Annotated in this window: 17 protein-coding genes; all 17 read right to left on the minus strand. The window is 58.0% G+C overall.

The annotated features are described in order from the left end of the window. Window positions 1-242 precede the first annotated feature (242 nt). Window positions 243-668 (minus strand): SUF system NifU family Fe-S cluster assembly protein, encoded by a 426-nt coding sequence (locus VGL38_04870; protein HEY3294745.1) that lies wholly within the window; start codon window positions 666-668, stop codon window positions 243-245. A 16-nt stretch (window positions 669-684) separates the two neighbouring features. Continuing rightward, window positions 685-1,908, minus strand: coding sequence for a cysteine desulfurase (locus tag VGL38_04875; protein HEY3294746.1), 1,224 nt, complete (start codon window positions 1,906-1,908; stop codon window positions 685-687). After that, entirely contained in the window at window positions 1,905-2,258 is a 354-nt protein-coding gene (locus VGL38_04880) for a non-heme iron oxygenase ferredoxin subunit (protein ID HEY3294747.1), read from the minus strand. The genes VGL38_04875 and VGL38_04880 overlap by 4 nt, the downstream gene beginning before the upstream one ends. A 43-nt stretch (window positions 2,259-2,301) precedes the next feature. Continuing rightward, the gene (locus tag VGL38_04885; GenBank protein ID HEY3294748.1) at window positions 2,302-3,510 is read right to left on the minus strand and encodes a SufD family Fe-S cluster assembly protein; all 1,209 of its coding nucleotides are present in this window, start codon (window positions 3,508-3,510) and stop codon (window positions 2,302-2,304) included. Continuing rightward, window positions 3,503-4,909: a Fe-S cluster assembly protein SufB gene (sufB, locus tag VGL38_04890; protein ID HEY3294749.1), complete on the minus strand. Its 1,407-nt coding sequence runs from the start codon at window positions 4,907-4,909 to the stop codon at window positions 3,503-3,505. The genes VGL38_04885 and sufB overlap by 8 nt, the downstream gene beginning before the upstream one ends. 43 nt (window positions 4,910-4,952) lie before the next feature. Next, entirely contained in the window at window positions 4,953-5,453 is a 501-nt protein-coding gene (locus tag VGL38_04895) for a hypothetical protein (GenBank protein ID HEY3294750.1), read from the minus strand. 119 nt (window positions 5,454-5,572) lie between these two features. Further along, window positions 5,573-6,043 (minus strand): hypothetical protein, encoded by a 471-nt coding sequence (locus VGL38_04900; GenBank protein ID HEY3294751.1) that lies wholly within the window; start codon window positions 6,041-6,043, stop codon window positions 5,573-5,575. 63 nt (window positions 6,044-6,106) lie between these two features. Beyond that, on the minus strand, window positions 6,107-7,168 hold the full coding sequence (locus VGL38_04905) for a glycosyltransferase (GenBank protein ID HEY3294752.1): 1,062 nt from the start codon (window positions 7,166-7,168) through the stop codon (window positions 6,107-6,109). Between the two features lie 10 nt (window positions 7,169-7,178). Continuing rightward, window positions 7,179-7,958, minus strand: a complete 780-nt coding sequence (locus VGL38_04910) for a hypothetical protein (GenBank protein ID HEY3294753.1) — start codon at window positions 7,956-7,958, stop codon at window positions 7,179-7,181. A gap of 12 nt (window positions 7,959-7,970) precedes the next feature. Beyond that, on the minus strand, window positions 7,971-8,690 hold the full coding sequence (locus VGL38_04915; protein HEY3294754.1) for a hypothetical protein: 720 nt from the start codon (window positions 8,688-8,690) through the stop codon (window positions 7,971-7,973). 53 nt (window positions 8,691-8,743) lie between these two features. After that, window positions 8,744-9,280 carry a hypothetical protein gene (locus tag VGL38_04920; GenBank protein ID HEY3294755.1) on the minus strand — a complete coding sequence of 179 codons (537 nt, stop codon included), beginning with the start codon at window positions 9,278-9,280 and terminating at the stop codon, window positions 8,744-8,746. Window positions 9,281-9,392: 112 nt separating this feature from the next. Beyond that, the gene (locus VGL38_04925; GenBank protein HEY3294756.1) at window positions 9,393-10,280 is read right to left on the minus strand and encodes a hypothetical protein; all 888 of its coding nucleotides are present in this window, start codon (window positions 10,278-10,280) and stop codon (window positions 9,393-9,395) included. 266 nt (window positions 10,281-10,546) lie between these two features. After that, complete coding sequence (locus tag VGL38_04930; protein ID HEY3294757.1) at window positions 10,547-11,041, minus strand: protein-disulfide reductase DsbD domain-containing protein; 495 nt, start codon at window positions 11,039-11,041, stop codon at window positions 10,547-10,549. Further along, window positions 11,041-11,283 carry a DUF2892 domain-containing protein gene (locus tag VGL38_04935; protein HEY3294758.1) on the minus strand — a complete coding sequence of 81 codons (243 nt, stop codon included), beginning with the start codon at window positions 11,281-11,283 and terminating at the stop codon, window positions 11,041-11,043. Before VGL38_04935 ends, VGL38_04930 begins: the two co-directional genes overlap by 1 nt. A gap of 256 nt (window positions 11,284-11,539) precedes the next feature. After that, window positions 11,540-12,022, minus strand: a complete 483-nt coding sequence (locus VGL38_04940; GenBank protein ID HEY3294759.1) for a hypothetical protein — start codon at window positions 12,020-12,022, stop codon at window positions 11,540-11,542. 109 nt (window positions 12,023-12,131) lie between these two features. Further along, on the minus strand, window positions 12,132-12,665 hold the full coding sequence (locus VGL38_04945) for a hypothetical protein (protein ID HEY3294760.1): 534 nt from the start codon (window positions 12,663-12,665) through the stop codon (window positions 12,132-12,134). Window positions 12,666-12,843: 178 nt separating this feature from the next. Then, entirely contained in the window at window positions 12,844-13,593 is a 750-nt protein-coding gene (sufC, locus tag VGL38_04950; protein ID HEY3294761.1) for a Fe-S cluster assembly ATPase SufC, read from the minus strand. Window positions 13,594-13,621: the final 28 nt, after the last annotated feature.

Below are 13,621 nucleotides of genomic sequence, written 5' to 3' on the forward strand. Positions count from 1 at the left end.
CTATCTCCACTTTCTTCGGCTGAACACAATCATCATAGAGGCATTTCTCTGCTATTAATCTTTACCTGCGCGTCATGATATATTGAGAATCAATTTTTATAAATATGGGATTTATTTTATACATAAGCGTGATTTTTATAAATTGATCCTCCATTTTATCAATCGTAGGTGCATGGCAGACAAAAAGAAAGCCGCCCGATGGCTCGAGCGGCTTTGTGTTCGCGCTGAACGTCAACCTGCGTTCACGTTCCCCGGTAGCGCTGAAGTCCTTCTTCTATCGTCGTCCATGGCAAAGTGGCACACTTGACACGCACGGGCAGCTTCGAGATGCCGGACAGCGCCGTCAAATCTCCCATGTCCACGCCGTCGGGCGCTTCGCCTTCACGAATGAACTCTTTGAAGTTCTGAATCCAGTGCTCGATTTCTGCCGTGGTCTTGCCTTCGAGCATCTCGGTCAGCATGGATGCCGACGCCATGGAGATGGCGCAGCCCTTGCCGATAAACCGCACCTTCCGGAGCACGTCCCCTTCGAATTCGAGGTCGAAGGTCAGGTCGTCGCCACAGAGCGGGTTGACGCCTTCGACCGACACGGTGGGATGTTCAAGCCGGCCTTTGTTGCGGGGCAGACGATAATGGTCAAGCAGAATTTCGCTGTAGAGATCAAACAAGTCGTAGACTCCGGCGTTAGACGAGCTGCAGTACCTTTTTTGCCATACGGATCGCCGACACCAACTCGTCGATCTCCTCTGCGGTGTTGTACAGATAGAAACTCGCTCGCGCCGTGGCTTGCACTCCCAGCCAGCGCATGAGCGGCTGCGCGCAGTGATGCCCGGCGCGAATGGCCACGCCCTCGCGGTCGAGCAGCGCCGCCACGTCATGCGGATGAATGCCTTCCACATTGAAGGTCACCAGCCCGCCGCGCTCGCCGGAAGGACCATACACGGTGACTCCCGGTTCCTGCATCAGCTTTTCATAGGCGAGGGAACTCAGCATGCGGTCGTGGCTTTCGATCCATTGCATGCTGACGTCATCCAGATAGCGGATGGCCGCGGCAAGGCTCACCGCTTCGGTAATGGGCGGCGTACCCGCTTCGAACTTGTACGGCAGATCATTCCACGTGGCATGGTCGAGCCAGACTTCGCGGATCATCTCGCCGCCGGTCATGTAGGGATCCATGTCATCGAGCACTTCGGGCTTGCCCCACAGCACACCGATGCCGGTGGGTCCCAGCATCTTATGGCCGGAGAAGGCATAGAAATCCGCGCCCAGATCGGTCAGGTCTACCGCCATATGCGGTGCCGCCTGCGCGCCATCCACCAGCACTTTCGCCCCGACGCGGTGAGACATTTCCACGATTTCGCGCACCGGAGTAATCGTGCCCAGCACATTCGAAACATGGGTAAAGGCCACCATGGCGACATGGCTGTCCAGCAGTTTGCGGCCCGCTTCCATGTCGAGCGATCCGTCACTTGCCAGCGGCCAGAAACGCAGTTCCGCGCCGACGGCTTTGGCGACAAGCTGCCACGGAACCAGATTGGCGTGATGTTCCAGCGGCGTCAGCAGAATCGCCTGGCCGTGCTTGATGAACTTGCGTCCGTAGGCCTGCGCCACGAGGTTGATGGACTCGGTGGTGCCGCGTGTGAAGATGATCCCCTTGGTGGAGGGCGCATTGACGAACGTCGCCACGGTCTGGCGCGCGGCTTCATAGTCGCTGGTGGCATTCTCGCCTAAGGTATGCACACCGCGATGCACGTTGGAATAGCGCGACTCGCAGAAGCGGCAATAGGCGTTGAGCACCTGCTGCGGCTTCTGGGAACTGGCGGCGCTGTCCAGATAGACCAGCGGGCGGCCATTCACCTTCACCTGCAATATGGGAAAATCCTTACGGATCTCTTCAACCGTTTTCATGCATCCTTCCTGGCTTCGACTGAAGCCAGATACTTCTCCGGAATGGTGACGAAGATGTCGTCGCCTTCGAGCTTCAACTCATAGACCTCAATCGGGTCTATGGCCGGCAGGGAGAGCGCCTCGCCTGTCTTCAAATCAAATTGCGAGCCGTGCCGCGGGCATTCGATGCAATGGCCTTCAAGCCAGCCGTCGTGCAGATGCTCCTCTTCATGGCTGCAAATGTCGCTGCTGGCAAAGTAGCCGTCTTCCGTGCGGAAGATGGCCAGGTCAAGGCTTCCCACTTTGAAGGCCTTGCCTTCTCCCTTAGGAATGTCTTTGACGCTGCAAATCCGAATGTTCTGGTTGGCCATAAGTTTCTCTTCCTGTCTCAGGTTTTTGGTCTCAGGTCTTGTCTCAGCCCTGAACTCTACCGATGGTTCTCGCCACGAGATTCCGCCAGCGGCTTTGGACGGCTTCCACGGGCACAAAGCGGATAATCTCTTCGGCGAAGCCCGAGGCGATAGCGACCATCGCCTGCAGTTTGGTCAGGCCTCGGGTTTCCATATAGAAAACCTGCTCGGGATTGACCGATCCCATGGACGCGCCGTGCGTGCAGCGCACGTCGTCGGCGATGATTTCCAGCTTGGGAATCGCGTCGGCATGGGTACCGGCTTCCAGCAACAGATTGCGGCACTGCTGATAGGCATCGGTGCGCTGCGCCTGCTGCGGCACGGTGATTAAGCCCTGATAGATCGAATGCGAATGCCCGGCCAGCAGCGTCTTCATGGTCAGATTGGACGTACACTGAGGCGCGCCATGATACTGATGGGTGCGGTGGTCGGCATGGGACTCGCCCGTACCGGCAAACAGACCCTTAAAGGTCGCTTCCGAACCTTTGCCCAGCAACGCGATTTCGAGCCGCGCGGCATGCCACGGCGCTCCCGGAGTCGCAGAAAACCAGTTCAACTTTGCGTCATTGCCAAGCTGAATCCGCGCGCGGCGATAGAAGGCTGTGTGCGCGCTAATCTGGTCTTCCTGCAGGTAGGTCAGCTTAGCGCCGTCCTCGACGATGATTTCCGTTCGGCCAACGGCAGCGGGAGAGTCGTCGCTGGCTTCCCAGCGGTCATAAAGCACCACATCCGCACCGGCCTCTACAAGGAGCACGGTGGTAAAGGTGGCCAGACCGGGGCCGGTGGCTTTCTGCACCAGTTGGACCGGATCACCCTTAAAACCCTTCATCACACGGAAGCAGACCGCATTGCGGCTCAGCGCCTTGTGATAATAGAGAAACTTGGCATCGTAATCGTCGCCGGCAATCATCTGCATGGCGCGGCAGCGTTCTTCGCCGTTGGCTTCGAGGGGCTCAAGGCCTGTTGCCTGCCCGCCGCCAATGGCTGACACGGCAACGTCCGTACGCGTCTGCGCCGGATCGACTTCTTCGAGGCGGTTCCAGGGGAAGACGTCGGGATCGGTCTTGCGCCAATCCTCTTCTAAACGTGACGGCGCAGCGGCGTTGCGGGCCTGCTCCAAGGCGTGTTCGCTCTCTTGCATCGTAAACAGACGTCCCGGTGCCGCTTCGATGTACGCGAGCACCTGCTCTTTTGCGGTGGTCTTATCAGCCAACGGAACCCTCCATCTGAAGCTGGATCAGGCGGTTCATCTCAAGTGCGTATTCCATCGGCAACTCTTTGACGACAGGCTCAATGAAGCCGCGCACAATGAGTGTCATGGCTTCGGCCTGCGAAATGCCGCGCGTCATCAGGTAGAACAGTTGCTCGTCGCCGATCTTGGAGACCGTGGCTTCATGCCCCAGTTCCACCTTATCATTTTTGATATTCATGTAGGGGTAGGTGTCGCTGCGGCTGTGATCATCCATTAAAAGTGCGTCACAGCTTACAGTGGACTTGCAGTTCGGAGCATCCGCCGCCACTTCCACAAGGCCGCGATAGGATGTTCTGCCGCCGCCGCGCGAAATGGACTTGGAAAGAATCACCGAAGTCGTCTCCGGTGCGCGGTGAATCACCTTGGCCCCGGCTTCGGTGTGCATGCCGTTGCCCGCATAGGCCACAGAAAGCACGTCCGCGCGGGCGTGGCGTCCCACCATGTAGACCGACGGATATTTCATAGTGATCTTGGAACCAAGATTGCAGTCCACCCATTCCATGGTGGCGTCTTCATCGCAGACGGTGCGCTTGGTGACAAGGTTGTAAACATTTTTCGACCAGTTCTGAATCGTCGTGTAGCGCACGCGGGCGTGCTTCTTGACGAAGATTTCCACCACTGCCGCATGCAGCGAATCGGAGGAATAGACCGGAGCGGTGCAGCCTTCCACATAGTGGACAAAGGCGCCTTCATCGGCGATGATCAGCGTGCGCTCGAACTGGCCCATGTTCTTGGCATTGATGCGGAAGTAGGCCTGCAACGGAATGGTCATGTGCACACCCTTGGGCACATAGATGAAACTGCCGCCCGACCAGACCGCCGTATTCAGCGCCGCCAGCTTGTTGTCGCCCGCCGGAATCAGCTTGGAGAAATACTCCTTGAACAGGTCCGGGTACTCGCGCAGCCCGGTGTCGGTATCGAGAAACACGACGCCTTGCTTGCTCCATTGCTCCTGTAAGCTGTGGTAGACCACTTCCGATTCATACTGCGCGCCCACCCCGGCGAGGAATTTCTTCTCCGCTTCGGGAATGCCGAGCTTGTCATAAGTCTCCCGGATTTCGGCGGGGACGGCATTCCAGTCCGACGCGACCTTGTCCGTGGGCTTGATGTAGTAGTGAATGTCGTCGTAGTCGATAGTGGAGAGATCCGGTCCCCAGTTGGGAGTCGGCTTGCGCATGAAATACTCGAGCCCCTTCAGACGGAGCTTGAGCATCCACTCGGGCTCTTTCTTATATTCGGAAATCTCTTCCACGACTTTCCGGGACAGCCCCTTGGGCATGGTGACCAGATTGTGCTCGGCCACATGAAACCCGTACTTGTCGTAATTGTCGAGATCCAATTCAAACTTTTTCTGTTCCATTCATTCCTCAGATCTTACTCAGCCTGATTCGTCCCCGCTGTGCTCACATCAGCGGAATACTCTTCCACAAAGCAATTTCCCATTTCCCTTGTTTCCGCACCACCGAAGCCTCGACGGCTTTGGCGTATGGCATGGTCAGAGCCGTCTTCGGCGTACCATCTGCATTTCGCAACCCGTAGAACGACCATTCCACCGCAACTATCAGAGAGTCTGCCGCGATGACACGGAGGCTCACGTAAGCGTAGTTGTCGCGAAGGTCGTGCGGCTTACTGGAGATCGGTTCGAACACGACGTTCTCGAAGTGCAAGCCGGCCAGAAAATCCGGCGGTGGTGATGCCAAGTACGGATAGGCAACGTACATGGTGTCTGCCTGACCGGACGCGGGCTGTATGGCCGAGATGCTCTCGGACATGATGCGGATCAACACCTCGCGGGCCGCCGGGGCGAACTTAGCGGCTTCGGGAGTCGCGTATTGTGGTTCTCGCGCGGACACCACCGCTACCATAGCCCCCGCCATGAACACCAACAGCCACCACTGTTTCATGGGTCCTCCTTAGGGAAAGTTGGCGGGCGGATCTTAAGATCCGCCCCTCCGACCGCGCGTGAAGCGCGATGGCGGTGTGGCCGGATGGAACCGGCCACCTAATCCGCCTTAACCGGAGATCATTTATCATTCCCACCGAGATCATTCCACGCAAGGATTTCCCAAGCATCGCCCTTGCGAATGACCGTGGCATCCGCACCCCCATAGACCGTACCGCCGGGCTTCTCGTGACGGGCGCGCATCCACTTGAACTGTGTCTTGAGAGTATCCTGCGACGGAAATTCAAAGAAAGTGAATCCCGCGTTGTTAGGAGCCCAGTTGCCCGGGTGTTTGGACCACGGCTCCAGCACCAGATCCGCAGACCGCAAATTCTGCAAGAGTTCCGCAGGCGGATCCTGCTCACCGACGAGCGCCACATACATGGTGTCCGGTTCGGACCGGGCATCGGCCGGAGTGTTTTCAAGAAGCGAGCGAAGCAAAACCATGCGCACGGCGGGTAGATACTCGCCACTTGGGCGCGGAGGATCGCACGCCCATGCCGATCCGGTCAGAATCCCCAAAACAATCGTAAGCAGAATCCATAGCTTCATGAGTAACTCTCTAATATTTTTATGTTGGGTTCATAGTAAGCAATGTATACCGCAAGTCTGACTCTATCCCCGCACCGCCTCCGCAAATTCCCCGGCCCTTGCCTCTGCTGAAAAGCGGTGGCGGATGACGTCCAGGCCTGCGGCGGCCAAGTCATTCCGCCGCGCCGGATTATCCAGAATCTGCTTCAGACAAAGATACCACTCTTCCGGCGAATTTGCGACCGATACGCTGCGGCCATCTGCAAATTCAGCCAGCGGTAAACCTGTAGGACTGACCACAACCGGCACTCCATGTCCCAGACAAACTATAGCCTTAAAATTCATCTTGGCGCGGCACCATGGGTCATCGCGCAGAGGCGCAATGCCTACAGTGAACTGCGGGATGAATTCTGCCTCCGCTGCCAGACTCCACGGAAACAGCCGGTGGCGGTAACGCGGCGGCGGATCGGTCAGGCGCGAGGTGACCAGCCAGACTTCAAGCGCAGGCCGCTCCTCCTGTAAACGCACCAGTACGTCTTCTATATCCCAAATGTACCGCTGATTTTCCGGCGCTCCCACCCAGCCAATGACCGGCGGATTGGCGCTTGGCGACGGCCCGGAAGCGACACTCGGAACCACCGACGGCAGAATACGGACATTGGAACTATGTTGCCGGGCGTAAGAGGCCAGTTCGTTCCCGCTGACCAGCACCACATCGGCGCGTTTCATGATCCATTCGCAGCGTTCGCGCTTTTGTGAATTAACTTCGGGAACATGCTCGACGCGTACCGCCGTTTCCGGCAAAGGCGTGAGATACACGGCGTCGTCCAAATCATAGACAATCCGCTTGCCCAGCCATTTCCCGAGCCTCACTTGCCACCGCGTATAAGACAGACGATGGAACCAGAGCGTTCGCGCTGACAGGAAGTTGAAAGCGGTGCGCAAAGGCACCAGTTCCAGTGCGAGCTTGGCGCATAACCCGCGTTTTTCCGATGCGCGGTGCAGGTGTCTGTGGTAGACATAACTGCCGACAAACCCGCGCAGGCCATACTTCTCAAGATAGGGCAGATAGGCAAAGGCCCGGGCGCGAGCGCTGGCGTTGCTTAAGCCACCTGTTCCTAAAAAAAGTACGGTGTGTCTGCCCAAGGAGAAGTCCTCAGCGCAACCGCGTAGCGCGCTTGACGAAGCGGCGCAGTTTTAATGCGGGCGATTTTTCGAAGCCCAGCACCAGCTTCAAAGATTGAAAATCGGTCAGGTCGAAAAGCTGCAGGAGTTCTTTACGGCGCCACTGCTGCGCGGAAAAATGCCGATCTCCGAAATCGATGGGACGGTTGCGGCCATAGCCGAAGGGCAGCGGCACAAAGGAGTCGTCTTCTTCGACGATGTGCATAAACTTGTCTTCGGTGTCCATGTCGCGGTCATCCTGCGGAATGGCCATGAACTTCTGCATGAAGGGCAGCACGTAATCCGTGCGCAGAATGGTCAGGCTCTGATCCGAGCGGTTGGGTCCGCCCACGGAGAACGTAATCCGCTTGTCTCCCATGTTTTCGATGGCGCGTTCGATGATCCCTTCCCCCACGCACAGGCAATCCTGCTCGATGAACACCGCATAGTCCACCTCGTTCAGCATGGCGTAGCACGCGCCGAGGAAAAAGGAGCGCGTCCAGCCGCCCCACTTGGTGTCGCACTTCATGCCATGCAGAAAATTGCGGCGCATGGAAACAAATTCGAGGTCCTTGCCTTCCAGATCGGGAATCACAGGACTGGCCGAATCCACCACGATGACTTTTTCGGGATGGGTGTAGGAGCGCACGAACTCGTACCAGACTTCGAACCAGTCTTGCGAGCGGATGCGGGGATCGGAATGCTTGGTGGCGCCGGGATGCACACTGGTGCCGTCGCACCACCAGCCGGAGTGGATAATGTAGTTGGCCATCAGAAGAGTCAGCTACCGGACATCGCGCTGCACGTACACGACATCCAGCGCATCCAGATTGGGAGTAAACAGATGAATGTTCACCGAGTGGGGATAAATGAAAACGCGGGTGGGCTTCACACCGGCAAGATCGAAGATGTGAAACAGGCCGGACTGGCTGACATACGATTCGCGCGCTCCGGCCATGCGCTGCGCATTGTCGAGCACGGGCCGGCTCAAATCGATCGGCGTAGCCTGCGGGACTTCCTCGCGGATGTAGGCATCCGAGCAGAGGATCTCATCCGTGCGCGGGTAGTCACCGAGATTCAGCTTGAAATCCGGATCATAAGACAGGCCGTGCTCTTCGGCGCAATACTCGGGCACAAACTTGCGCGGATGGCGGCGGAAACCCAGATTGTAATACTCACCGCAGGGCACATAGTAGCGGCGCGGATCGAATTTATACGGGGTGCCCCCGCACTCCCAGTCGCGCACGGGAAATTCCGCCAGAGTCACCGCGCCGGTCATCTCCTGCAAGCACAGCAGGCTTTTGATCTGGGTAAACGGGGCGAACTTGCGGGCGAGAATAAAATGGATTTTTTTGCGGCGGGTCTTAAACAGCCAGGAGGTGATAGGCAGACACGCGATGAGATCCCCGAGTTTGCCGCAGTGGGTCACCGCGATCATATCCTTCGGGGCCGTCAAATCAAACCAGATGCGTCGCAGCCCGTAACCGAGCTTTCGTTCGATCATGCCGTAAGAAACACTCCATAGATGCTCGCCGGCAATGGGATTGCGCCGGCCGCTCAGCCCTGCCTGTCGCGCGAGTTTGCGGGACGCGACATCGGCACCAGTTTATGTTTGGCGGACCGTGCTATCATGAGCAGTTGATCCGCGATGTCTGCCGGGACGCTGTACTTGGTAAGCGTCGTCTGCAAATCGCTAATGCCCGCGTTCCATTGCCGTTCCGTCAGCCGGATACGTACCCGGGCGGACGGCACTTTGTTCAGCAGCGCCGTGTCAATCTGGCAGGGTCCGCCCGAAATCCGGCAGACGCCGCTGACCAGCAGTCGATGCAAATCGGCAGGATTATACAGGGCCAGGGCATCCGTGACGGACCTGTTGACCATGATCACCGAGTCCTGCAGGATGCGGGCGGTCAGGTCCGTCGCCAGAGAATCGATGCCGCTCAATTGGCCCAGAGCTTCGTACAACGATGGTGAAGACCGGGCACGCTGACCGGCTGCCGGGGGTTGCTGCTGCGCCAGCAGTGGAAAGACCATAACGGCAGAGAGCACCGCCAAAGCGACGGCACCCCAGCCAATGTTGCGTAATCTTTTCATTATTTTCTTTTGTATACGGCCAAATATAAAACCGGGAGGCCGGATGATCGTTGACCGTCACCCGGTCTCCCGATACCCATGACTTCGTCAGACTCCGACGGAAGTGACGGACTTAGTAGCTGCTGGAACCGGTGTGGCTCTTGCTGGTCTTGCCGGCGCCGCTCACGAAGTCCCCGCGCATGCTGTTCACAGCCGCGATCAGCTTGTTCTGGTCGGCCTGCGTCAGGTTGTACGAACTCAGCGCGGTCTTCAGGTCATCGACGGCCTTGTCCCATTCACCCTGGCCGACCTTCGGCTGATTCTTCATTTCCGATTTGGACAGCTTGACAACCTTGCAGTCGCCACCGGCTGCTTTGCACAACTTGGTGCGCACATGCTCACGGATGGCGGTGTAGTCCCAGCCGCCCATGTTGCGGCTGCTGCCCATCGTACCGGATGTGCCCATACCCGTGTTGCCCATGCCGGAGTTCCCCATGGTGCCGGTGTTACCCATCGTGCCCGTGGAATACCCTTGGCTGCCGGTGGTTCCGGCAGGTCCGGTAGTTCCGGTCGTGCCCGAGACTCCGGGGGTCATTCTGCCGGTGCTGTCAACGGTCGCATGCGGAGCCATTCCGGTATTGCCCATCGTGTCCGCACCCATACCGCTGCCACTGACGCCGGTCTGACCGATACCACTCACGCCACCCTGCCCTTGCCCCATGGTGCCGGACATCGAACCGCTGCTGGTGCCCGTGCCGGTCATACCCATCGGCGTCGTGCCCATCAGATCCGCAAGAAAGCGGTCGGTGAGCGCGTCAATCGCGGAGATACCGCCCAGCTTATCGTAAACGGTTTCTTTCGAAGATGACTTGTGGGGCATCTTCGATGTGTGCCTGGATGACTTTGTGGTTCCAGTCGAGTCCCCTGAGTCCTGCGCGGAGAGTGTTCCGATTGAGCCCCATGCCAGCACTAACGCCGCCAAAGCCATCGCAAGACCGGGTGCATACCGACGTGCTTTCATAGCTGAACTCCTCCATTCTGTCAATCATTAAGTCATAAATTCCAAACGAGTCGTCTAAACCTGCTGCGTCGGTTCGTTCCGGTCAGCAGACGCCTCGCGTGCGTAGTTTTTCAATAAGTGTCCATTCCGACGCTTCCCGGGCAAGACCGGGAAGACTTCGCGCGCCACGTCATAAGACCGCGCCGAAATCAGAACAAATGTCTTTGTAAATAGGAACGGGTTACTATGCGGGTTGTTCTCTGTCCGCAGTGACAAAGAGCGGTCGGCTACGGCTGCGTAGCCAGTACCTCTACCGTCACCGCGAGCGGCCGCGATTCAGGCAGAAAGCACACCTGATTGTTACACGCCTGAAAGTCAAGCGTTCCCTTCATCACGCGTTTCCCGGCGGCGGCGCTGCGGCTTACCGCCAGCCGCAGCTTGACCATGATATCCCCGCCATACACGAGAAGATTCTCCGTTGTACCCTCGAGCCGCCACACGGTTCCTTTGGGGTAAACAGCGTCACCCGCCCGAATGCCGTCGGTGCTGTCCAGCTTCACCTCAAGCGGGATGTAGTCATCACTCGCCGCGGGATTGGCATTTACATGGTAGCCGCGAGCAACGGTGATCGGAATGGTGACCACCAGAGTATCCCCCGGATGAACTTTCGCGGCGGGAACGCTGCCAATCAGAAGCGTCACCGGCGGCTCCGGCGGTTTGCCGAAAGCCAGCAGACTCCACGCAAACATCGCTGCAAACAGGATCAGGACAGGGCGTCGCATTACGGCGCGGCTACCTCAACGGTTGATTCTTCGAAGCTCTCCACCATCTCATCATCCATATCCTTGTTAGTGGAGATGCCCAAGGCCTTGTACACCGGGCAGGTCCCCGTGATGCCCGTGATCAGCGGATAGAGTCCCAGCAGCCCCATGAACCTGCGTCCGCGCAGAAGACCGATTCCCACCATACCGGCACCGATTGCCGTGCGTACCAGCCTGTCCGTCGCTCCTAAATTCCCTTTCATGGAGTTTCTCCTGTTTCATAATGATGTGCCGTGGAACAGATAAAGTAGAGCATGACTATGGCCGCGCGTGGGCGGCGGAGGTAGAGCGGCAGGACTCGATGGCCCTGCCGTCAAACTTTATCCTACTTCACTGAAGAGTGCCGCGAAGCTACCCGGCCACTTCGGCATCCAGCGGCGCTCCGGTGGGCGGCTGCATGGGACCTTCCCCCGCCGCGGTCTCAGGCTCTGTATAAAGATCCGACTCATCAGGTCGAGGTCACGGCCTGCCTAATGCAGGGTACGATGTTTCTTCATCCTCCACGGGCAAGGTCTCGGTGCCGTTGCTATGATAGTCCTTGCCGTAAATGGCCCCCACGGCCATCCCGGCTACAGCACCCAGCGCGGTCTCAAACATTCCCGAAGCAAGCGTCGCCGGAAGTCCAACGCGGGTGTTGGCAAACTGCACCAGAGATGCGGGCACCGCTTGCAGTGATCCGGCCCAGGCTCCGTAGCGCGCGCCATCTTTTACCGGAGCATGTCCGTCGCGCCGCATCGCCCGTGGAAATTCATAGGCGAACCACATGCCATAGATGGCCCGGCTGAGCACATCGACCGGGTAAAGGGGATGCCGCCGCTTCACGCCACGCCGGGCCTGCGACGTGTAGAACCTCCGCATCACTCCCGAATACCACAGGGCGGACCCGGCCCAAAAAATGGCTGATGCCGCCGCCGATGCCATCCAAAACTTCTTCGTATCCATAAGGATGTCCCGTCATAATCGTCTTCACTATCGTCCATCGCCGGCATAAAAAGTTCAGTGCGGAAACGCCAAAAGCAGGCCGGAATGTTGGCCTTGGCGTGCGTTCCGCTTAGCGGCCATTGTGCGCCCGCGCACCCTGCTTGCGAAAATGATGCACAGGCTCGTCCTCGATGGGGCCTTCAGCAGGTTCACGGTCAATCGACACATACCCCGCCATGTCTTCATCCGTCCGCCGGTTCACCGGGTAGCCATAGATGCTGCCCACCAGAGATCCGGCCAGACCGCCCAGCAGAGTTTCAAAACCTGCCGTGGCCAGTGCGGCGCGCAGGCTCATGCGCTTCCCGCCGTATTCGGAAAGACTGGATGGGATGCTGGCCAGAGCGCCGACCAAAAGCCCGGTCCGGAAGCCTTTGCCTTCCGGCGTGCGAGCATTGGACCGTGACCGTGGATACGTCACCGCGAGGCCGACACCGTAGACCACACGGGCCAGAGTGTCTGCGCTTAAAGATGGCCGGGACCTGTGGCCACCCCGGGCGGACTGCGACTTATAAAAGTCGCGCAGCAAACCGTACCAGACCAGACTGCCCGCAGCCAGCACACCCGAGGCGGCCGCAGACGCCAGCAAGAACTTCTTTGCTTCCATAGGACCACTCCATAATTAGAACGCCCTATTCCGCCAATGCATTATTAAGCAGGTGCCGAAAGACTGAAACAGCCATACCCCCCTTTTATCCCCCCTTATTCTAAGGGGGAGACTCTGATCATTCCCCCTTTGTAAAAGGGGGAATCAGAAGGGGGTTCTGATTTCAGTACTTTTGATTTCAGGCTTCGGAAGCTTCCCGGATAGTGTCGTAGCCCTGGTCTTCGAGTTCGAGAGCGAGCGTGCGGTCACCGGTTTTGACAATGCGGCCATTCACCAGCACGTGCACGTAGTCGGGCACGATATAGTTAAGCAGACGCTGATAGTGCGTGATCACCAGCGCACCAAAATCGGGGCCGCGCAGAGCGTTGACACCGTTAGACACGATACGCAGGGCATCGATATCCAGACCGGAATCGGTCTCGTCCAGCACGGACATCTCCGGCTTGAGCATCCCCATCTGCAGGATCTCATTGCGCTTCTTTTCGCCACCGGAGAAACCTTCATTCAGGTAGCGCTTCGCAAATTCCGGAGTGATTTCGAGCAGCTCGAGCCACTTCTTCAACTCCTTATTGAACTCGGCAAACGATGGAGTGTTGCCGAATCTCTCGGTCATGGCCAACCGCAGAAAGTTGGTCACAGATACCCCGTATATCTCCTGCGGATACTGGAAGGCTAAAAACAGGCCGAGTTTAGCGCGCTCGTTGGCCTCTAAACCGACCAGGCTCTGCCCTTTCCATAAAATGTCGCCACCGGTCACTTCATAGCGCGGGTGCCCCATAATAGCCGATGCAAGCGTAGACTTACCGCTGCCATTAGGTCCCATCACGGCATGGACTTCTCCGACGGGCACTACGAGGTCGAGGCCCTTCAGAATCTCCTTGCCTTCCACCGCGACGTGAAGGTTTTTGATCTCAAGACTATTCAACAGTCGTTCTCCGTTATCCGTGCTAAGTATG

The organism is bacterium, from assembly GCA_036504735.1.
GTDB lineage: Bacteria > Electryoneota > RPQS01 > RPQS01 > RPQS01 > DASXUQ01.

What these genes read in the sequence shown, in the direction of transcription:
- VGL38_04875 (HEY3294746.1), bottom strand. Translation starts at nt 1,908, where the DNA reads ATGAAAACGGTTGAAGAGATCCGTAAGGATTTTCCCATATTGCAGGTG.
- VGL38_04880 (HEY3294747.1), bottom strand. Translation starts at nt 2,258, where the DNA reads ATGGCCAACCAGAACATTCGGATTTGCAGCGTCAAAGACATTCCTAAG.
- sufB (HEY3294749.1), bottom strand. Translation starts at nt 4,909, where the DNA reads ATGGAACAGAAAAAGTTTGAATTGGATCTCGACAATTACGACAAGTAC.
- VGL38_04895 (HEY3294750.1), bottom strand. Translation starts at nt 5,453, where the DNA reads ATGAAACAGTGGTGGCTGTTGGTGTTCATGGCGGGGGCTATGGTAGCG.
- VGL38_04900 (HEY3294751.1), bottom strand. Translation starts at nt 6,043, where the DNA reads ATGAAGCTATGGATTCTGCTTACGATTGTTTTGGGGATTCTGACCGGA.
- VGL38_04910 (HEY3294753.1), bottom strand. Translation starts at nt 7,958, where the DNA reads ATGGCCAACTACATTATCCACTCCGGCTGGTGGTGCGACGGCACCAGT.
- VGL38_04915 (HEY3294754.1), bottom strand. Translation starts at nt 8,690, where the DNA reads ATGATCGAACGAAAGCTCGGTTACGGGCTGCGACGCATCTGGTTTGAT.
- VGL38_04920 (HEY3294755.1), bottom strand. Translation starts at nt 9,280, where the DNA reads ATGAAAAGATTACGCAACATTGGCTGGGGTGCCGTCGCTTTGGCGGTG.
- VGL38_04925 (HEY3294756.1), bottom strand. Translation starts at nt 10,280, where the DNA reads ATGAAAGCACGTCGGTATGCACCCGGTCTTGCGATGGCTTTGGCGGCG.
- VGL38_04930 (HEY3294757.1), bottom strand. Translation starts at nt 11,041, where the DNA reads ATGCGACGCCCTGTCCTGATCCTGTTTGCAGCGATGTTTGCGTGGAGT.
- VGL38_04935 (HEY3294758.1), bottom strand. Translation starts at nt 11,283, where the DNA reads ATGAAAGGGAATTTAGGAGCGACGGACAGGCTGGTACGCACGGCAATC.
- VGL38_04940 (HEY3294759.1), bottom strand. Translation starts at nt 12,022, where the DNA reads ATGGATACGAAGAAGTTTTGGATGGCATCGGCGGCGGCATCAGCCATT.
- VGL38_04945 (HEY3294760.1), bottom strand. Translation starts at nt 12,665, where the DNA reads ATGGAAGCAAAGAAGTTCTTGCTGGCGTCTGCGGCCGCCTCGGGTGTG.